Source organism: Methylophilus aquaticus (genome assembly GCF_030769565.1).
GTDB lineage: Bacteria > Pseudomonadota > Gammaproteobacteria > Burkholderiales > Methylophilaceae > Methylophilus > Methylophilus aquaticus.
Genome location: NZ_JAVCAP010000001.1, coordinates 47,397 through 67,018 on the forward strand (window position 1 = coordinate 47,397; position 19,622 = coordinate 67,018).

Here is a 19,622-nt window from a genome sequence, read left to right on the forward strand (position 1 = left end):
CATGAACTACTGAATACGCTGTTCTGCTTGCGTACCCTTGACCCGGTTGATGCGTACCACTTGCTGAATTTTACGCAGGTTGCGGATCAGGTCGGCCAGGTGCACCCGGTTATGCACTTGTACGGTGAAATTGACGTTGGAGTACTGACTGCCATCACTGTCTTCGACGCTGACGTTATCAATATTGGATTCGGCACTGGCAATGGTGGCGGCAATTTTAGCCAGCATGCCGCGCTCGTTGGAGACCGTGATGCGCAAGTTGACCTTGAACAGTTTTTTCTGGTCGGCATCCCACTCCACATCCAGCCATTTTTCCGGATCCAGCTTGAATTTTCGGATGGCCGGACAATCATGGGTATGAATAACCAGCCCTTTGTCTTTGTTGATGAAGCCCAGAATCGGGTCGCCGGGGATGGGGCGGCAGCATTGTGCAAACTGCACAGCCATGCCTTCCGAACCTCGTATGGTAATGGTATCCAGCGTTTTGGTCGATTTGTCATCAGACTCAGCCGGATGCGCTAATAGCTGGTGTGCCACCATCAGGCTGTTGCGTTTGCCCAAACCAATATCCGTCAAAATCGTTTGACGGGTTTTGGTACTGTAGTCATTCATCACCTTTTGCCATTGCTTGTCGCTGATGTCCTGCGGTTCAATGTGCATGGCGCGCAGGGCAATATTCAGCATGCGTTCACCCAGCTGGGCTGACTCTTCCACCTTGACCGTTTTCAGGTAATGGCGGATGTGCGAACGCGCCTTGCCGGTGACCACATAATTAAGCCAGGCCGGATTGGGTTTGGCCAGCGGTGCGGTGATAATTTCCACATGGTCGCCATTGCGCATTTCACTGCGTAACGGCGCCAGTTCATTATTGATTTTCACCGCGACACAACTGTTGCCTACATCGGTATGCACGGCATAGGCAAAGTCCACCGCGGTCGAGCCGCGTGGCAGCGCCATGATGTTGCCTTTGGGCGTAAACACATACACCTCGTCGGGGAACAGGTCGACTTTAAAATGCTCCAGAAACTCATAGCTGTCATCGCTTTCAGTCTGAATTTCAACCAGCCTTTGCAGCCACTGGTGGGTTTGCTGTTGCAATTTGGTCAGGTGTGCATCGGTGGTTTTATATAACCAGTGCGCCGCAACGCCAGCATCAGCAATGTTGTGCATTTCCTCGCTGCGGATTTGTACCTCGATCGGTGTACCAAATGGACCAAACAAGGTGGTGTGTAAGGACTGGTAACCATTGGCTTTAGGGATGGCGATATAGTCTTTAAAGCGTCCCGGAATCGGCTTGTATAAAGCGTGTAATGCGCCTAGGGCCAAATAGCAGGAAGCGGTGTCTTTGACGATGACACGAAAGCCGTAAATATCACTGATTTGCGAAAGCTTGAGCGACTTTTCGCTCATTTTCTTGTAAATGCTGTGCAAGTGTTTTTCGCGGCCTTGCACATCAAATGCAATCTGGTATTGCGTGAGCTGGTTCTGGATCGCTTCCAGAATTTTGCCAATGACTTCTTTGCGGTTGCCACGCGCGGTGCGGATGGCTTTATCAATCACCCGATGGCGATTGGGATACAGGTATTTAAAGCTCAGGTCTTCGAGTTCGTGATAAATCGGGTTGAGGCCCAGGCGATTGGCAATCGGCGCATAAATGTCCAGGGTCTCGCGCGCGATGCGTTTTTGTTTCTCTGGCCGCATGGCGTCCAGCGTTTGCATATTGTGCAAACGATCGGCCAGTTTCACCAGAATGACCCTGACATCCTGGCTCATGGCCAGCAGCATTTTGCGGAAGTTTTCAGCTTGCGCCTGGGTGGCGGTTTGCAGTTCCACCTTGTCCAGCTTGGTCAGCCCATCGACCAGATCACCGACCTGTTTGCCAAACAGCTCGGCAATTTCCGCGCTGTTGACATGCGTATCCTCCACCACATCATGCAGCAGGGCTGCCAGCAGGGTAGGTAAATCCAGATGCAATCTGGCCAGAATGCAGGCCACCGAAATCGGGTGCGTGATGTAGGGTTCACCGGTTTTGCGCGTTTGTCCGGCGTGCGCATGTTCGGCATAGCGGTAAGCCTGCCAGACCAGTTGCACTTCTTCTTCATTCAGGTACTTGCGGATGAGCTGAGTGAGGGGAGAGTCCTCCCGGTCAGCTGGGAGCAAGTCCGCTTCTTCAGGTAAAGATTTGGACTTGCGGGTGTGATGTTCGCCGTGGGTGTGCGGCATAGAAAATTATGGCTGCCCCTTGCTCAACAACTCCACACCGATTTTGCCAGCCGCAATTTCACGCAGGGCAATTACGGTGGGTTTGTCTTTTTGTGAGTAACCACTCACCAGCGGATCAGAGCCATTGGCCAGCTGGCGTGCGCGGTAAGCAGCCACCAGGGTCAGTTGAAAACGGTTAGGGATATTATCCAAGCAATCATCGACAGTAATACGTGCCATATAAAAACCTCTTTAGATGTTAAATCACAGATGATCACGCAGGCGCGGCGCGCTAGGTGAGTGATTGAATCAGTGGTGCGTGACAGGCCATTTGTCGCGCTAGCTGCAAGCGTTGGGCGCGGACAATGGCAATCAGATCCTGTAACGCCACGTCAAAAATGTCGTTAATTGTAACATAATCAAACTCATGCACGTGGCGCATTTCCTCGCGGGCAGCCGCGAGGCGTCGTGCAATCACTTCTTCGCTGTCCTGGCCTCGGCTATTCAGGCGGTGTGCCAGGGCTTCAATCGATGGCGGCAGAATAAAAATGGAGGTCGCCTGTGGAAACAGCTTGCGGATTTGTTGCGCACCCTGCCAGTCAATTTCAAGAATCACATCACGGCCACCTGCAAGTGACGCTTCGACCTCGCTTTGCGCAGTGCCATAACGGGCGCCATGCACGTGGGCGCTTTCCAGAAAACCGCCTGCCTCCAGAATCGCCATAAACTCGGTTTCGGAAGCAAAATGGTAGTGAATGCCGTCTTCTTCACCCGGCCGTGGCGCACGCGTGGTATGCGACACCGACAGTTTGAGTACAGGGTCCTGCGCCAGCATGGCACGCACCAGGCTGGTTTTTCCAGCACCAGACGCGGCAGAAATAATAAATAAATGCCCCTGACTCATGATGCGCTCCAGTCTGGATTGGGTAAGGAAGAAAATACCGCTTTCAGGCCTTCGCCCCAGCCTTTGCGGATGCTGACGTAGTAGGGATCTTGTTCGGTGAGACGCTGGCGGCAATTGCCATGCAGGCTGTGAGTACGGTAGAGCATCAAGTCAATCGGCATGGCGACCGAAATGTTGCTGCGGATAGTGGAGTCGAACGAGATCAATACACACTTCACGGCATCCATCATCTCGGTCTGGTATTTAACGACACGGTCTATGATGGGTTTGCCGTATTTGGTTTCGCCAATCTGCAGATACGGTGTGTCCGCCGTTGCCTCAATAAAATTGCCCGCCGCATAGACATTAAACAGCCGCGGCTTTTCACCCTTTATCTGGCCTGCCACCAAAATGCTGGCGCTAAAATCAATGCCATGCTCCTTGAGTGCTTCGCCATCGCGCGCATGCACACTGCGCATCGCAGCACCCACTACACTGGCGGCTTCAAACATCGACTGCACATTGTGCAGATGCGACCCCTGTTCAGGTCCGTTTAACTGTTCGCGTAGCAAATTGACCACGGATTGTGTAATGGCCAGATTACCGGCCGTCAGCAATACAATCAGGCGTTCGCCGGGTTGTTCAAAGACATGCATTTTAGGGGCGATGGCAACTTGATCCACCCCGGCATTGGTCCGGGTGTCGGAAGCGAGGACCAGCCCCTGTTCGAGAAGAATGCCTACACAATAAGTCATAAACGATTTGGAAAAATAGGAGTGAAAACAACAAGGCCACATGATAACACGGGCAGAGGAGTGCTTTTTAAGCTGAATGCGAAGCTGGCTTATTGCTGTTGGGCGGTTTTTGCCTGCTGGTAGAGTGCTTGCATATTGGCTTTGCGCTGCTCATAGCTCAGCCCGGCGCTTTGGTTGACGCTGACCATGCTGGACATGCCTTCAGCACCGCCGCCCATGCGTGAACCGGTGACCGGGCTGGCACTGCGATAATCAAGGCCGGTGGCCAGCCGCACATGCATCTCATCGACCAATGTGCCATTGGAGACATCTAGCCCCAGCCAGTGGTCGGTTTGCCAGACATCGACCCAGGCATGGGTTTGCATCAGGCTGCCATCCGGCGTGAACAGGTAGCCGCTAACATAGCGCGCGGGCAAGCCCAGGCTGTGACAGCAGGCAATAAAGATATGGGTATGGTCCTGACATACACCTTGGCCGAGCCGAAATGCTTCAGCTGCGGTGGTATCTACCTGTGTTGCCCCCTTGATGTACTGCATGCGGTCACGCAAGGCCAGCATTAACTCGGCCACAGGCGCTTTTGCATAGTGCTTGGCAAATGCGGTAATGGCCGCATCTGCCTGTGTGAGTGGTGTGTCACGCAAATAAATAGCCAGTGGCAGCGGCTGGTGTGCTTCCAGTCCGCTGACGCCGGTTTCAACCTCGCCAGAAACTGAAATCAGCAGTTCCTGATGCGGCTGGTCTATGACCAGGGTATGCGTGGTGTTGCCAAAGGTGTCTTCAAAGGCGTGCAACTGGCCGTTGACTTTGATTTCCCACTGTTTGACATGCTGCCCCATGCCGTTACGCGGCGTCAGGCGCAGTTGCTGTATGGTGTATTGCACCACATCGCTGTACACATACTGGGTTTGATGTTCGATATTGAGCAGCATAAAAACTGGAATCCAGACACGGAATGAGAGTGGAAGCTTACCCTAAATCAGACGCTTGCACACCCTAGACCGTGGCACTTAAAAAGCTGCGCTGTATTTCCTTGCCAAGTGTATGGTTGGCGGTAATAAACTCGTCCAGAAAGTCACGCAGGCCAAACTTGAAGATATCCAGCATTTTGCCGTAGTGCAATCTGGCATGCAGCTCACCGGCAAGTCGCCTGGCCTCGGTTTGACGCGAGCCGGCCACCTGTTCGATAATCGGCATGATTTCATCGTAGCAAGCATGCAGCGAGCGCGGCATGTCATGGCGCAATACCAGCAGTTCCGAGACCTTGAGCGGGTCAATCGCATCACTGTAGACTTTTTGATAGGCCTGGAATGCCGAAACCGAGCGCAGGACTGCGCTCCATTCGTAGTAATCCACCGCGCCGGCGCTGGCTTCTTCCTGCGACATTAAAAAGTCATATTTCACATCCAGCAGGCGGGCAGTGTTGTCCGCACGCTCCATAAAGGTGCCCAAGCGCACAAAGCTGAAGGCATCGTCGCGCAACATGGTGCCAAAACACACGCCGCGAAACAGGTGCGAGCGGCTTTTGACCCACTCACAAAACTCGCCAAGGCCAGATTGCGTCAGGTCTTGCTTGATGTATTGGCCGAATTCCAGCCACAAGGTGTTCATATTTTCCCAGGTTTCGGTGGTCATGGCCACGCGCACGGCGCGGGCATTTTCACGCGCGCTACGCAAGGAACTGTAAATGCTGGAAGGATTTTCACTGTCCATCACCAGATGCAGGATGACATTGGTGGCATTGATCTCTTTGTAGGTGCGGTCATAAATATCGCGGATCCCGGCAATTTCCAGTACGGCATTCCACAAGTCCGCTTCATTACTGCTGTCTGAGGGCAATAATGACATATGGTAGGTCACATCCAGCACGCGGGCGACGTTTTCGGCACGCTCGATATAGCGCGCCATCCAGTACAGGTTATCTGCGGTACGGCTTAACATGTCACCACCTCTTGATTCATTTGCTGTGCCGCCATTTGAGATTGTGCGGTTTCAATATTAATTTCATCGCGTTCCAGTACCCAGGTATCTTTGGTACCGCCACCTTGCGACGAGTTGACTACCAGAGAGCCTTCTTTCAGAGCGACACGCGACAGGCCACCAGGCACCACGCTGACGGTTTTACCCGACAGCACAAATGGACGCAGGTCAACGTGACGTGGCGCAATGCCTTGTTCCACCAGTGTCGGGCAGGTGGAAAGCGCCAATGTGGGTTGCGCAATATAATTGGAAGGTTTGGAAACAATCCGCAACCTGAACTCCTCGATTTCCTGCTTGCTGGCAGTGGGGCCGACCAGCATGCCATAACCGCCAGAGCCTTGTACTTCCTTGACCACCAGCTCGGGCAGATGATCCAGCACATAGGCCAGATCATCTTCCTTGCTGAGTTGATATGTAGGCACGTTTTGCAAAATGGGCGATTCACCCAGATAAAACTTGATCATCTCCGGCACATACACGTATGTAGCCTTGTCATCGGCTACGCCGGTGCCTACGGCGTTGGCCAATGTGACGCCACCATTGCGGTAGACGGAGAGCAGACCCGGCACACCCAACATGGAATCGGGCTTGAACACCAGAGGGTCCAGATAGTCGTCGTCAATGCGGCGGTAAATCACGTCGACCCGTTGTGGGCCTTGCGTGGTGCGCATGTAGACGGCGTTATTACGGACAAACAAATCCTGGCCTTCTACTAGTTCAATCCCCATTTGCTGGGCGAGGAAGGCATGTTCAAAGTAGGCGCTGTTGTACGCTCCGGGGGAGAGTAGTACCACGGTCGGGTCAGTCACGCCGGTTTGCGCGACCGAGCGCAGGTTATTCAATAAAACCTGCGGATAATGTTCCACCGGCGCAATCGGATATTGCCTGAACAGATCCGGGAACAAACGCATCATCATTTTGCGGTCTTCCAGCATATATGAGACACCGGAGGGCGTGCGCAGATTGTCTTCCAGCACGTAAAACTGTGATTCGCTGGTGCGTACCAAGTCCACGCCAGCGACATGCGCGTACACCTGGTTAGGTACATTGACGCCGACCATTTCCGGACGATACTGCGCATTGCTTAAAATGCTGTGCGGGACGATACCGGCTTTGATAATTTCCTGATCATGATAAATATCATGCAAAAACATATTGAGGGCGCGCACGCGTTGAACGGCACCCTTGGAAAGGTGCGCCCACTCGCTGGCCGAGATCATGCGCGGAATCACATCAAACGGGATCAGGCGCTCGGCGCCGTCCTCTTCCCCATAAACGTTAAAGGTAATGCCCACGCGACGGAACAGTACTTCCGCTTCGGCGCGTTTGGCCACCAGTTGCTGGGTAGGGACTTTGGCCAGCCAGCGATCATAGGCCTGATAAATGGCGCGTGTGTTTCCCCCGTAGGCTTGCATCTCATCAAAAAATTGTTTGGCCGTTTGCGTCATGATGCGGGACCTTTTGCTTTATCTATAGAAATCACTGTATACAAGAGCAAGCCTTGTGCCAAGCATTAAATATTTTAAAAATCATAAACTTAGATTTAATTCGTATAAGGGGAAAATAAAAACGCACCGTTGTGGTGCGTTTCTCGATCACGGTTTTGGTGCAGATTGCTCTCTGCACAGCAGGGTTTATTCAATATTCTGTATTTGCTCGCGCATTTGCTCGATCAGCACTTTGAGCTGCATTGATACTTGTGTGGTCTCAATCGATACCGATTTGGACCCTAATGTATTGGCTTCACGGTTCATTTCCTGCATTAAAAAGTCCAGCTTCTTACCCACTGCGCCGCCTGCAGCCAATATTCTGTCCATCTCGGTAATGTGCGATTGCAGGCGCGCCAGCTCTTCATCCACATCAATACGTTGTGCAAACAGCACCATTTCTTGACGGATGCGGTCATCCTCTTCGAGCAAGGCTTCGCGTAGCTTGGCCGTCAGTTTTTCCTGATACTGCGCGATCAGTTGCGGCAGCAGCGGTTTGACGATGCCAATTTGCTCGCGCACGCCTTGCAGGCGGTCAAGCAGCACTTGCTTGAGTTTTTCACCCTCACGCTGACGTGCAGCAATGAGTTCTTTAATAGCTTGCAGCAAGCCCTCATGCAGACTTTGCGCCATGGCTTCAGTATCCACCGGGTCACTCTGGCAGATACCCGGTAGTTTGAAAATGTCCACCAGATTCACGGCTTGCGCGTCGGGAAAGTGTTCTCGCAAACGTGTCAGCGTTTGCGCAATTTGCGTCACCATTTGCGGATTCAGCACGACCGCTGACTGGGTAGCCGCATCACTTTTCAGGCTCAGGCGGCACTCCACCTTGCCGCGTCCAAGATGCGTTTGCAGCAGTTCCCGTACCAGGGGCTCAAACTGGCGTAAGGCATCTTCAATTTTGACATGCAGCTCCAGATAACGATGATTGACTGCACGCAGTTCAATCAGTAGCGTGCCACCGGGGAAGCGGGTTTCACGGGCGGCAAAGCCGGTCATACTTAAAATGGTCGGGGCAGGACGGGTCATGCGGGTCTTTCTTGAAAATAGTGCCAGAGGTATCGGGCTTGGGCTACTGGATTTGAAGTATCGCCCGATTGTATCAAATGCCTGTTGGTTGTGCGAAAATAGAAAGATGTCCTCCCTGAAACTGCGCGTACTGAAAACGCGCCCGATACTGTATTGAAGCTAGCCACTAAAATTGATTTTGCGTTGCCGGTGGGCACGGTGCTCAATGATTACACGATTACCCGTGTGCTCAGTCTGGGCGGGTTCAGCTTCGTCTACCTGGCGCAAGACAGCCAAAAGCATACCGTTGCTATTAAAGAGTACATGCCAGTGTCGCTGGCCGAGCGCGAAGGCACCACCGAAATCCGTTCCAATGGTAAGAACGAAGCTGCTTTCAAGCATGGCATGAAGTGCTTTTTTGAAGAGGGTCTGGCACTGGCCAACATCGAGCATAAAAATATCGTGCGCGTGCAGAATTTCTTCCGTGCCAATAACACCGTCTATATGGTGATGAAATACGAGCGCGGCAAATCGCTGCAGGATTACATTATGGCCTTGCCAAATGCGGTGCCAGAAAACTTCCTGATCCGCATGTTTGTGGAGCTGCTGAATGGCTTGCGCGAAGTACATACACGCAAATTGCTGCATATGGACATCAAACCGGCCAATATTTATATCCGGCTCGATGGTTCACCAGTATTACTCGATTTTGGTTCGGCACGACAGGCTTTATCTGAAGTAACACTGGCGCCCACTTTCACCCCCGGCTTCGCGCCGCCCGAGCAATATTATGACCGCAAGCACCTGGGGCCATGGAGTGATATTTACAGCATAGGGGCCAGCATGTATGCCTGTATGCAGCGTACCTCGCCGCAACCGGCAGACATGCGCATGAAAACGGATAGCCTGGTGCCGGCCATGGCCGCAGGCAAGCAGGTGTATTCGGAAAAGCTGCTGGCGATTATTGACCACTGTATGCAACTCGATTACATGCTGCGCCCGCAAAGCGTGTTTTCGCTGCAAAAGAAGATGTTGGCGGTGCGTGTCATAGACGACCCGCGTGGCTCGCTGGTGGATAAAATTATCAAGGTACTGACAAAGCCGTTATGAAGTTTTCTATTTCACAAGGCAGTCGCCAGGGGCCGCGTCCATACAATCAGGATCGCCTGGCGTATTCTTACAGCCGCCACGGCATTTTAATGGTGTTGGCAGATGGCATGGGCGGGCATCAACACGGCGAAGTGGCGGCCGATATTGCGGTCAAGGGCATGGTAGAAGCCTTTGAACGGGAAGCCTCGCCCATGATCGCACAGCCTGCACAATTTCTACGCGAGCAGATTGCCCGGGTGCACGCGGTGATTGAAAATGTGCGCTTGCGCAAACGGCTGATGGAGTCGCCGCGCACCACGATTGTGGTGGCGCTTATCCAACATAACACCTTGTTCTGTGGACATGTCGGCGACTCGCGTTTATACCTCTATCGTAATGGTCTGATCGAACACCAGACCCAAGATCACTCGGTTGTGCAGTCATTGTTGCGCGATGGAAAAATCCGCGCCGAAGAAGTGGCCCATCACCCCCACCGCAATAAAATTTATAATTGTGTGGGCGGTGAACAGCCGCCGCAGATTGAGTTGGCGCCGCCCATGCCCTTGCGTGAAGGCGACGTAATTTTGCTATGTTCTGACGGTGTGTGGAACAGTGTGCCAGAGGTGTCTATCGCGCAGGATATGCTGGCCGCCAACATTAGTCAGGGCGTCACACGTCTGTTGGATGATGCCGAAGCTGCCAGTCAAACTGAGGGCGACAACATGAGTGCCATTGCCTTGCAGTGGGGCGAACGCCAGTCGGCGCCGCTCACTGTTTCTACCTTGGATTTACCGGTCAATGGCACCACTACCATGATGAATCAGGTCGCGGTGACGCCGCACCCCTATGCGTTGGATCTGACCGACGACGAAATTGAACGGGCCATTGCCGAAATTCAGGAAGCGCTGGGTAAAAGCCGGCAATATATTAAAAAACAGGAATCTTAAACCATGAACAGACCCAGTCAGCGCGCGAATGATCAGTTGCGCAGCATCGAAATCCACCGTCACTACACCAAGCACGCCGAAGGTTCGGTGCTGATCAAATTTGGCGATACCCATGTGATTTGTACCGCCAGCGTCGAAGAAAAAGTGCCAGGCTTTTTAAAGGGCAAAGGTCAGGGCTGGGTGACGGCTGAATATGGCATGCTACCCCGTTCGACTGGCAGTCGCATGGACCGTGAAGCGGCCAGAGGCAAGCAAAGCGGACGCACACAGGAAATTCAACGCCTGATCGGCCGCAGCCTGCGCGCAGTGATTGATTTGCAAAAACTCGGCGAGCGTACCATTCATTTTGACTGTGACGTGATTCAGGCCGATGGCGGCACCCGTACCGCCAGTATTACCGGCGCCTATGTCGCCATGGTCGATGCGGTCAGCACCTTGCTCAACAAAGGCCTGATCAAGGAAACACCGATTAAAGAAGCCGTCGCGGCGATTTCCGTCGGCGTCTATCAAGGCGTGCCGGTACTGGATCTGGATTACATTGAAGACTCCGATTGTGATACGGACATGAACGTGGTGATGACAGGCCGTGGCGGTTTTGTCGAAATTCAGGGCACCGCCGAAGGCGAACCATTTGCGCGTGAAACCATGCAGCAGATGCTGGACCTGGCCGCCAAAGGCATTGCCGAACTGGGCATACTGCAACAACAGGCACTGGCAAAGGATTAAGCATGGCGCTGCCGTTCGAAAAACTGGTGATCGCTTCCGGCAACAATGGCAAGCTGCGCGAGTTTGCACATTTGCTGGCCCCGCTCAATGTGCAGATTCTCCCGCAAGGCGAATTGCAGGTGCCAGAGTGTCCGGAGCCACATTGCACTTTTATTGAAAACGCGCTGGCAAAAGCGCGCCATGCCAGCCAGCATACTGGCCTGCCGGCACTGGCGGATGATTCCGGCTTGTGCGTCGATGCCCTGCAAGGCGCACCCGGTGTACTTTCGGCGCGTTACGCCGGGCCGCAACCACCCAACAGCCTGCTCACGCAAGACGAACGCAATAACGACAAATTGCTCGAAGCCATGCAACGCATCAGTGATCGCCGCGCCCATTTTTATACGGTACTGGTGCTGGTGCGTCACGCGAACGATCCGCAACCTCTGATTGCCGAAGGTCTGTGGCAAGGCGAAATCCTGCGCGAGTTTCGTGGCAGCGATGGCTTTGGCTATGACCCGATTTTTATGGATGCCAAGACCGGTAAAACCGTGGCAGAATTACCGCTTGAAATTAAAAGCCGCATCAGTCATCGCGGGCAAGCGATGACCAAACTGCTGCAACAGCTGGAAAGATTAAGCACATGAACACTGAATGGCCTAAATGGCTGCGTGACGATGGTTCGGTGGTTTCCTGTACCGAAAAAGTCAAAGTCATGACTGAAAATTTTGACGAACTTAAGCAGATCGCACAAGATGCGCTCGAAGACGGCTTGCTGATGGAAGTGAGCGAAGCACAGATGCGCAAAGCGTTACACGACCTCGTAGATCAATTGATTAATCCGTATAACAAAATCTAGGCGTGCTATCCCACATGGCCAGCCTCTCACCACAGCACATCCTCCACGACGTTTTCGGTTACAACCAGTTCCGCCAACAGCAACAAGCCATCGTGGAACACGTCATCAGTGGGCAGGATGCGCTGGTGCTGATGCCCACCGGCGGCGGCAAATCCCTGTGTTACCAGATTCCCGCCCTCGCACGCGAAGGTCTCGCCATTGTCGTTTCGCCCTTGATTGCCCTCATGCAAGACCAGGTCGAGGCCTTGCAGCAATTGGGCGTCAACGCAGCATTCCTGAATTCCAGTTTAAGCGCAGAAGACAATGCCCGCATCACCCGCCAGGTCGTCAGTGGTGAAATCAAATTACTCTACGTCGCCCCCGAGCGGCTAATGGTCGGCAGTTTTTTAAGTCTGCTGGATGAAGTACAACAGCACGTTGGCCTCGCTCTGTTTGCCATCGACGAAGCGCATTGCGTCTCGCAATGGGGCCATGATTTCCGGCCTGAATACCGTCAGCTTACCGTGCTGCATAATCGCTTCCCCGATGTGCCCCGTATCGCGCTGACTGCGACGGCCGATGCACCGACACGTGCTGAAATTATCAGTCAGCTTAATCTCGATAATGCCCGCCAGTTTGTCTCCAGTTTTGACCGTCCGAATATCCGTTACCACGTTGGCATTAAAAATAACGCCCGCCAGCAACTACAAGCCTTTTTGGAACGTGAACACACGGACGATGCCGGTATTATTTATTGTTTATCACGCCGAAAAGTCGAAGAAACGGCCGCTTGGCTGGTGGAAAAAGGCTGGCCTGCTTTAGCCTATCACGCCGGTTTACCCGCACAGTTACGCGAGCACAATCAGCGTCGTTTTTTGCGTGAAGAAGGCATCATCATGGTGGCAACCATTGCGTTCGGCATGGGCATCGATAAACCCAATGTGCGCTTTGTCGCCCATTTAGACCTGCCCAAAAGCATGGAAGGCTATTATCAGGAGACTGGCCGCGCCGGGCGCGATGGCCTGCCTGCCAATGCCTGGATGGTCTACGGCATGGGCGATGTGGTCTCCATGCGGCAAATGCTAGATAGCGGCGAAGCCTCCGAAGAGCGCAAACGGCTGGAGCGGTTGAAACTCGATGCCCTGCTAGGCTACTGCGAATCCACCGCCTGCCGCCATCAAAGCATTTTGCGCTACTTTGGCGAGAGCCACCCCGGTGCCTGTGACCAGTGCGACAACTGTCTGCACCCGGTTGAAACCTGGCAAGCCACCCAAGTCGCGCAAATGGCACTTTCGTGCGTCTTCCGCACTGGGCAACGCTTTGGTGCAGGCCATTTAATTGATGTGCTCACCGGCAAACTCACCCCGCAAGTCGAGCGCTTTAACCATCAGCAAGTCAGCACCTTCGGCATCGGCAAAACACTTAACCAGGCGCAATGGAGCGGCGTTTACCGTCAACTGATTGCCGCCGGTTTTTTAGAAACCGATATGTCAGGCTATGGTGGCTTGCACCTGACTGAAGCCGCCCGCCCGGTACTCAAAGGCGAGCAGGAAGTCTGGCTACGCCGTGATGCCGAACCCGAAAAGAAACTCAGCAAAGCCGAACGCAGCGCCCGTGCCAAAGAAGCGTTTGCCGGTGCCAGCGACGACCCGCTCTGGCAAGCGCTCAAAGCCAAACGGCTGGAACTGGCCAAAGAGCAAGGTGTGCCGCCCTATGTGATTTTTCACGACAGTACTTTGCTTGAAATTCATAACCGTCAGCCGCAGACCTTAGAGGAAATGGGGCAGATTAGCGGCATAGGCCAAGCCAAATTGCAGAAATATGGTGATGCGTTTTTGCAGGTGCTCGAAGAGATGGCTTAAAAAGCCATTTGTGCTTTTTTAATATTGATCCCCATTGGCCCGGGTTTGCCTGGCGATGTTGCCGATTCACTTAAACAGTAGTCAATGCAGCAACGGCTGCAAACTGGATTGGCGACGAATCAGTCTTTTTTGTTTAACAGCTTGCGAATCAGCCGATTGGCGCTGATTGCAGCCAGTGTGGCCCCAAACTCATAATCATCAAAGCGCGAAGCTTCAATATAAGGCAGCGCCACCAGCTTGCCATTAATCAGGCAGATGCGGCACATGTCTTGCCACACTTCGTGTGTTTGTGGCTGGGTCGGGTGTTGGTGGGGCTGGGCTTGTTCCATGCTGAGCGGTATACAAAATACAATAGGTTTAACTCATTATCTCCAACTGCCATATTCACTCAATAGCCTGTTCGGGCTATCCACTTTTTTCGGGTGGTGTGAATAAGACAGTGATTTAAAGCTATGTAAAGCCAGCGTGACAAGCTTGGCTGTGCAACATGTTCCGGTGCTTTAATAAAGTTTGCTGTACCCAACAACAATCAGGAGAAAAGCGATGGCAGGATGGTTTGAACTGACAAAAAGCGACGCCAACGGGCAATTCAGCTTTGCGCTGAAAGCTGGCAATGGCGAACAAATATTAAAAAGTGAGCAATACACCACCAGGGCTGCCGCAATAAACGGCATCGAATCTGTACGCAAAAACAGCCCGCTGGATGAGCGTTTTGAAAAACTCACGGCTAAAAATGGCAGCCCCTATTTCAACCTGCTGGCAGGCAATCACCAGATTATCGGCACCAGCCAGATGTATGCCTCCGAAGCCTCGCGCGACAACGGCATTGCCTCGGTAAAAAACAACGGCCAGGCAGAAACAGTGAAAGACCTCACCGGCGCATAACTGTCTCTAAGCGATGGATTAGCTGTAAGCCCTGCACACTGCAGGGCTTTTTGTTTTGGGTAATTAAAGCATGAGACTTTTGCACGCACTAAAAAAGAGTCAATTTTTAACAAAAGAAGCAATCACCCGTCATTCCCGCAAAAGCGGGAATCCATTTTAATCACTCGCTTACATGGAGCCGCGCGTTCGAGAGCATTTTCTGCAGGTATTGCCTTCTACAACCATTACGCGAGGATGACGAAGTGATGCGTTTTTTCAGGTGTTGAAACAAATATCCCAAAAAGTGTCTTTTAAGTTTTCCGTAAAGCTTGACACCTTGAAATGATCGCTCTAATGTATATACATGGATAAACATTATTTGGGGTTAATCATGGAATTAAAAATCGCAAAATGGGGTAACAGTCTGGCCGTGCGCTTGCCTTCGAGTATCGCCAAACAAATGCAAATCCAGGATGGTGATAGTGTAGAAGTCAGCTTAAACCCACAAGGCGAATTGGTGCTTGCCCCCCAAAAATCTTTTGATAAAACTGAATTTATTCAAGATCTGCTTGCGCTCCAGCAAGCGCTCCCCGAGACAACTTCAGTGATAGAGGTCATGCGTAATCAAGAACGGTACTAATGATGTGCTATGTTGATACCAGCGTTATCGTAGCTATGCTCACACACGAGCCTAAGTCGGCGGTCTGCATCGAATGGTTTAAAAATCAAAAACAGCTCCCGCAAAGTACTGATTGGCTAATCGCAGAATTTAATAGTGCGATTTCGCTCAAGCTGCGCACGGGACAATTACAAGCAGAACAAGCCACAGCCATCTTGCAGACATTTGAAACCCTCATTAGTGGCGGCATCAAACTTTTACCCATCAACCGAGAAATTTACAGTCAGGCGGGTGCGCTAATTCGTAGTCATCCTAATTTACGCGCAGGCGATGCGCTGTATCTCAGTGTGGCATTAGGCGCTGGAATAAAGGAGTTTGTGACTTTGGATAATAATCAGTCAAAAACCGCGCAAGAAATGGGTTTCTCTTGTGAGGTAATGTGATTTTGCAAAACCTCTGGGTAACAAAAATTTGTTACATAGCAAAAGTGCCTTGCGGCTAACTTAATGGTTGCGGCATCAAGAAACAAGGGATTTTTTTATGGAAATGCAACAACCTTCTCACCCCGGTGAGGTATTAAAAGAATACCTACCCTTCAATTACAGTGTGACAGACGCTGCAAAACACCTTGGTATTACCCGCGCAGCCCTCTCGCGCATACTTAATGGCAAAGCTGGCATCAGTGCAGAAATGGATTTGAGGCTGGCAGATGCATTAGGCACTTCACCTGGTTTTTGGTCATGCATGCAAGTGCAATACGATATTTGGCAGGCCAAGCAACATTACAAACACCAAATTTCAAGGTTTTTAAATGCAGCATAAGGATGTTTTAGCTGTATTAAAAATCTATCGAGACTGACTCCATCGATTCTTCAAGACGGTATCTGCCCCCTAGTTTTATGCATGCCTCAAAAAATGATGGCTGAATGAGTTGATTGGGAGTTGATTGGGGTCGGAGTAAAATAACAGCATTGAACTAATAGTTTAGTTTTGTGCCACCTCTTGCTGAGGCACATCAGCAAGACTCAAGTAGTCCAGTCTCCAGCGCTTCAATCGCCTAAATACCAGATAGGGCATCGCCGCATCTGAAATGGCTTCGCAACTTACTAATTCAATCTTTTTCCAACTGTTGGTTGGATGCAACAACCTCTGCTCAAACGCCTTTTGAACTCTTACTACTGCGTTTGTAGCTGAATTAAACGCACGCCCCTCATTTGACTCGGAAGCATACAAAATATAGATATCAAGCTTGTATAAATCATCATCTCCATTACGGGTTATATCTTCTCCGTCATCGAGATTGAAAAGGACAGCTAGGATATCTTCGCCACCAGGCCTTACAGCCTCAGATATTGCTTTTGCCAATTTTGAAGATTGTAGTCTATCTTCAAACTCATCTGGAAATGCTGACCGATAATATCGGCTTCCCAGCCAATATTGATATGTCCTTAAATCATCGACACTTAAAGAATATGTTTTAGAGGGGTTAATTTTTTCAAAATGGTTTTTAGCTATAACACTTTTTCGAGGGGCTTGAAACTCAACATAGAGAGTCGATTGTCCGATTACAGTCGTATGCAATCTTCTGGCTGTTTTTGCATCAGCACAATTTCCATCAATCTTGTTAATTACATTCCCAACAATAAATTCTACGACAGGCTCGATTTCTGGAGGTCGAGTTAAATCGCAATCATGAGAAGCAATAATTACTAGCGATGTATGTATTTCATCGGGATTTATTAATCCCAAGGAAACGGCATCACTCGGCTCTACAATAGAGCCTTGCCTCCAAAGAGTTGTGCGCCATTCATACATGTGTTGTTTTTATACAAACTCATTGGGTGCGGGTAATGCAAAGTCTGCAGTTGGATTGGCACCTTTTTTGTTTCTGAATTTGTCCAGTACTTTACTTCTTTGTGCTTCCGCCCTTAACTGAGCTGTGACAATTTGGTTAGCCGCATATTTTGCCGATCCGCCATCGCGCACAATTTGAAAAAGATTTTTCCCATGAATAAGACGGGACTTCAATATCATCGAGGATAATTTAATGCCTGATGAAGCAAAAATTTCTGCGGCTTCAGTAAGGTTAGCTAGTTTTGCTAAGTTGGCATCAGCAATTTGCTCTCCATTTAACCAATTGTAAATAGACTGCCTAGATACATCGAATGTATTAGCCAGGTCTAATATAGATGGAGAAAACACACTTTTGATAAACTTAAGATTCTCTTGGGGATTACGAGAAACAACTACGTTAAGCCTTACATGTGAGGAGCGCTCTGTAAGAGCTCTTGGCGAAATTTCACCTGCAGTCTGCAATCCAACAATACTTGCAATAATTGTGCAGTAAGCCAAGCCACATGATTTAACAAAAGTTGTTACATTCCCAGTTTTTGCCTGAGGAGCAAACCACCCGCCATATGTGCTTGTGTTATTCATTATTTCATCCCGTGGCTATTGCCAAGTCTGCAATGCGTAATCTGATACTGACGCCTTGAAAGAGTCACCTGCGTTAATATGCAGTTTTTCTAATGTTTTTTTAATTCCGTCTAAACTAAAAGGCTGACGCATCAGAGTAAAAGCGTCAGAATCGATTATTGCATGCTCTCCTTCATAGGAGACAAATTTATGCGCAAACCTAACATGCTGCATAGCTAAGTCCTCAGGAAGTCCTACAGCCCCATTTCTTATTATCACCCTTGAAATTAACTGACCCGCATCGTTTTCTGTGACAGTCTCTGTATAAGTATGAACAAAGTTCCCAGCAATCATATTTTTAAGACCGCGCACTTCGTTAACTAAATACTCATTCAGAGGCTCACCGTTGAGCGGAAAAACCGCGTCTAAATACCTTAGCCCTACTCGCTCAGTAAATGCAAGATTTATAATATTATGAACAACACCTAATCCTGCACTAAAACATTTCACGAAGGTTTCATAGGTTTCATAATTAGTTGTTTCAAATGTTAGAGCATTATTATCTAAGATGAATTTACTTAGTCCTTCAATATCTCCAAATAAATTTCTATTTTCTTGGATTATGCTAGGCACGCTTTGACTGTTCGGATTGTGCTGGTCTGGATTGAGGAAAAATCTTTGCCTTACTTCTCTTTTATAGTCTGGGAAACCTAATCCCCGCATTTCAGACTGAATCGCGGGCATAAAGCTATCGAGATTAAGAATTGGGTTAAATTGTACCTGCACAACTGTGTAATACAGTGGCGCATTGCTAAGTTTTTTACCCATATATTATCCTAGTTATATTTGTTTCACTTGACATTCTACTTGACATTATATTTAACGGAAAGTTTTTTGTATCTTGGGATAGAGTTCAATAAACAGGTTAATTTAGTGCATCTCAATTTCAACTTGCCACTTAATTGCCCACAAAACGACCTTGTGGTGAGTTTCCATTATTAAGAAAATCAAAGGGTCAGACTCCTTTGATGCCTATTTGACTACCCCTAAAAATACCGCCAAAGATCGCTATTTCTATAAAAACACCTGCACTGATTCTGCCTATCGTTGGGTTGTGCCTTCATCAAGGGTGGCTTTAATAGTCACGAAAGTTTATTTTTGAATAGATCGATGAATAGATAAAGCGCTGTCAAAAGCAGTCTGATTTTTGGTTGGTAACCCATAAAATAAATATATAAATCAATGCTTTAATGAATATTAATATCTGATAAAATATCAGCACTGATTTTATAAGTGAATAGATATTGAATAGAAAAGTGATTAATTTTTCGCTTTATTAGCCAGCTTCAATACAGCACTTAGTGTTGGCCAAACATTCTCAAGTAACTTAGGCTGTGCATTCACATTCGGGTGCAACCCATCTTCAATCACTAAATCAGCGTGCCCGCTAATCCCATCCAGAAAAAACGGGATAAACGGTGTTTTGTATTTCTCTGACAAATCCAGAAACGCCGATTTAAAACTATTGGTATATTTAGGGCCATAGTTCGGCGGGATCAGCATGCCTAATAACACTACCTGCGCATTCGCTTGTTTGCTGGCCTGAATCATTTTTTCCAGGTTATTTTTCATGGTATCTGTCGGCAGGCCGCGTAAACCGTCGTTTGCTCCTAGCTCTATCACGATTATGCTTGGTTTAAACTGCTTGAGTGCCGCAGGTAATCTGCTGAGTCCACCAGCAGTTGTTTCACCGCTTACACTGGCGTTGGCAACTTCGTGGGGCAATTGGTTGTCCTTCACTCGTTGCGCCATCAGATTGACCCAACCTTTTTCTTTGGGGATGCCGTAGGCGGCGGATAAGCTGTCGCCGAAGATCAGAATTGTTTGTTTGGACGTCGTCTCTGCCATTGCGAAGTTGGTAAACAGTAAAGCAGGTAATAAGATTAATAAATTAAGAAATCGGAACACCAT

23 protein-coding genes are annotated in these 19,622 nt (G+C 50.0%); 10 read left to right on the forward strand and 13 right to left on the reverse strand.

The features are described from left to right. Positions 1 to 6 precede the first annotated feature (6 nt). The 8 genes from Q9291_RS00235 to Q9291_RS00270 all read right to left on the reverse strand — a co-directional run bounded on the left by Q9291_RS00235 (position 7) and on the right by Q9291_RS00270 (position 8,333). The gene (locus tag Q9291_RS00235; protein ID WP_306387947.1) at positions 7 to 2,223 is read right to left on the reverse strand and encodes a RelA/SpoT family protein; all 2,217 of its coding nucleotides are present in this window, start codon (positions 2,221 to 2,223) and stop codon (positions 7 to 9) included. Between the two features lie 6 nt (positions 2,224 to 2,229). Beyond that, positions 2,230 to 2,442, reverse strand: coding sequence for a DNA-directed RNA polymerase subunit omega (gene rpoZ / locus Q9291_RS00240; RefSeq protein ID WP_306387949.1), 213 nt, complete (start codon positions 2,440 to 2,442; stop codon positions 2,230 to 2,232). A gap of 52 nt (positions 2,443 to 2,494) precedes the next feature. After that, positions 2,495 to 3,106: a guanylate kinase gene (gmk, locus tag Q9291_RS00245; protein ID WP_306387950.1), complete on the reverse strand. Its 612-nt coding sequence runs from the start codon at positions 3,104 to 3,106 to the stop codon at positions 2,495 to 2,497. Next, positions 3,103 to 3,840 (reverse strand): proteasome-type protease, encoded by a 738-nt coding sequence (locus Q9291_RS00250; protein ID WP_306387951.1) that lies wholly within the window; start codon positions 3,838 to 3,840, stop codon positions 3,103 to 3,105. Before Q9291_RS00250 ends, gmk begins: the two co-directional genes overlap by 4 nt. An 89-nt stretch (positions 3,841 to 3,929) precedes the next feature. Next, positions 3,930 to 4,769 carry a transglutaminase family protein gene (locus Q9291_RS00255; protein WP_306387952.1) on the reverse strand — a complete coding sequence of 280 codons (840 nt, stop codon included), beginning with the start codon at positions 4,767 to 4,769 and terminating at the stop codon, positions 3,930 to 3,932. A gap of 64 nt (positions 4,770 to 4,833) precedes the next feature. Further along, positions 4,834 to 5,778: an alpha-E domain-containing protein gene (locus tag Q9291_RS00260; protein ID WP_306387953.1), complete on the reverse strand. Its 945-nt coding sequence runs from the start codon at positions 5,776 to 5,778 to the stop codon at positions 4,834 to 4,836. Further along, positions 5,772 to 7,265, reverse strand: a complete 1,494-nt coding sequence (locus Q9291_RS00265; protein ID WP_306387955.1) for a circularly permuted type 2 ATP-grasp protein — start codon at positions 7,263 to 7,265, stop codon at positions 5,772 to 5,774. Before Q9291_RS00265 ends, Q9291_RS00260 begins: the two co-directional genes overlap by 7 nt. A gap of 186 nt (positions 7,266 to 7,451) precedes the next feature. Continuing rightward, positions 7,452 to 8,333, reverse strand: a complete 882-nt coding sequence (locus Q9291_RS00270) for a YicC/YloC family endoribonuclease (RefSeq protein WP_306387960.1) — start codon at positions 8,331 to 8,333, stop codon at positions 7,452 to 7,454. 153 nt (positions 8,334 to 8,486) lie between these two features. Here Q9291_RS00270 and Q9291_RS00275 point away from each other — a divergent pair, with 153 nt between their 5' ends. From Q9291_RS00275 to recQ, 6 genes are read left to right on the forward strand one after another with little or no spacing between them, the layout of a single operon-like run. Next, a complete protein-coding gene (locus Q9291_RS00275; protein ID WP_306387963.1) occupies positions 8,487 to 9,422 on the forward strand; it encodes a serine/threonine protein kinase in 936 nt (311 codons plus the stop codon). Further along, entirely contained in the window at positions 9,419 to 10,348 is a 930-nt protein-coding gene (locus tag Q9291_RS00280; protein ID WP_306387964.1) for a PP2C family protein-serine/threonine phosphatase, read from the forward strand. Before Q9291_RS00275 ends, Q9291_RS00280 begins: the two co-directional genes overlap by 4 nt. 3 nt (positions 10,349 to 10,351) lie before the next feature. Continuing rightward, the gene (gene rph / locus Q9291_RS00285; RefSeq protein ID WP_306387965.1) at positions 10,352 to 11,074 is read left to right on the forward strand and encodes a ribonuclease PH; all 723 of its coding nucleotides are present in this window, start codon (positions 10,352 to 10,354) and stop codon (positions 11,072 to 11,074) included. Between the two features lie 2 nt (positions 11,075 to 11,076). Next, positions 11,077 to 11,700 (forward strand): RdgB/HAM1 family non-canonical purine NTP pyrophosphatase, encoded by a 624-nt coding sequence (rdgB, locus tag Q9291_RS00290; protein WP_306387966.1) that lies wholly within the window; start codon positions 11,077 to 11,079, stop codon positions 11,698 to 11,700. Continuing rightward, positions 11,697 to 11,912, forward strand: coding sequence for a hypothetical protein (locus Q9291_RS00295; RefSeq protein WP_306387968.1), 216 nt, complete (start codon positions 11,697 to 11,699; stop codon positions 11,910 to 11,912). Before rdgB ends, Q9291_RS00295 begins: the two co-directional genes overlap by 4 nt. Before the next feature lie 14 nt (positions 11,913 to 11,926). Further along, entirely contained in the window at positions 11,927 to 13,753 is a 1,827-nt protein-coding gene (gene recQ / locus Q9291_RS00300) for a DNA helicase RecQ (RefSeq protein WP_306387970.1), read from the forward strand. Positions 13,754 to 13,872: 119 nt separating this feature from the next. Here the strand turns inward: recQ and Q9291_RS00305 are convergent, their stop codons facing one another. Continuing rightward, positions 13,873 to 14,082 carry a hypothetical protein gene (locus tag Q9291_RS00305; RefSeq protein WP_306387972.1) on the reverse strand — a complete coding sequence of 70 codons (210 nt, stop codon included), beginning with the start codon at positions 14,080 to 14,082 and terminating at the stop codon, positions 13,873 to 13,875. A gap of 214 nt (positions 14,083 to 14,296) precedes the next feature. Between Q9291_RS00305 and Q9291_RS00310 the strand changes: the two genes are divergently transcribed. The 4 genes from Q9291_RS00310 to Q9291_RS00325 all read left to right on the forward strand — a co-directional run bounded on the left by Q9291_RS00310 (position 14,297) and on the right by Q9291_RS00325 (position 16,058). Beyond that, positions 14,297 to 14,638 carry a YegP family protein gene (locus Q9291_RS00310; protein WP_306387973.1) on the forward strand — a complete coding sequence of 114 codons (342 nt, stop codon included), beginning with the start codon at positions 14,297 to 14,299 and terminating at the stop codon, positions 14,636 to 14,638. Positions 14,639 to 15,008: 370 nt separating this feature from the next. Then, the gene (locus Q9291_RS00315) at positions 15,009 to 15,257 is read left to right on the forward strand and encodes an AbrB/MazE/SpoVT family DNA-binding domain-containing protein (protein WP_306387975.1); all 249 of its coding nucleotides are present in this window, start codon (positions 15,009 to 15,011) and stop codon (positions 15,255 to 15,257) included. After that, the gene (locus tag Q9291_RS00320) at positions 15,257 to 15,679 is read left to right on the forward strand and encodes a type II toxin-antitoxin system VapC family toxin (RefSeq protein ID WP_306387977.1); all 423 of its coding nucleotides are present in this window, start codon (positions 15,257 to 15,259) and stop codon (positions 15,677 to 15,679) included. Before Q9291_RS00315 ends, Q9291_RS00320 begins: the two co-directional genes overlap by 1 nt. 97 nt (positions 15,680 to 15,776) lie before the next feature. Next, the gene (locus Q9291_RS00325) at positions 15,777 to 16,058 is read left to right on the forward strand and encodes a HigA family addiction module antitoxin (protein WP_306387979.1); all 282 of its coding nucleotides are present in this window, start codon (positions 15,777 to 15,779) and stop codon (positions 16,056 to 16,058) included. 162 nt (positions 16,059 to 16,220) lie between these two features. On the opposite strand, the gene Q9291_RS00330 is transcribed toward Q9291_RS00325, so the two are convergent. The 4 genes from Q9291_RS00330 to Q9291_RS00345 form a co-directional block, all read right to left on the reverse strand. Further along, a complete protein-coding gene (locus Q9291_RS00330) occupies positions 16,221 to 17,051 on the reverse strand; it encodes a hypothetical protein (protein WP_306387982.1) in 831 nt (276 codons plus the stop codon). Positions 17,052 to 17,060: 9 nt separating this feature from the next. Then, positions 17,061 to 17,672, reverse strand: coding sequence for a hypothetical protein (locus Q9291_RS00335; protein ID WP_306387983.1), 612 nt, complete (start codon positions 17,670 to 17,672; stop codon positions 17,061 to 17,063). A gap of 15 nt (positions 17,673 to 17,687) precedes the next feature. Beyond that, positions 17,688 to 18,479, reverse strand: coding sequence for a TIGR04255 family protein (locus tag Q9291_RS00340; protein WP_306387985.1), 792 nt, complete (start codon positions 18,477 to 18,479; stop codon positions 17,688 to 17,690). A gap of 492 nt (positions 18,480 to 18,971) precedes the next feature. After that, a complete protein-coding gene (locus tag Q9291_RS00345) occupies positions 18,972 to 19,622 on the reverse strand; it encodes an arylesterase (RefSeq protein ID WP_306387987.1) in 651 nt (216 codons plus the stop codon).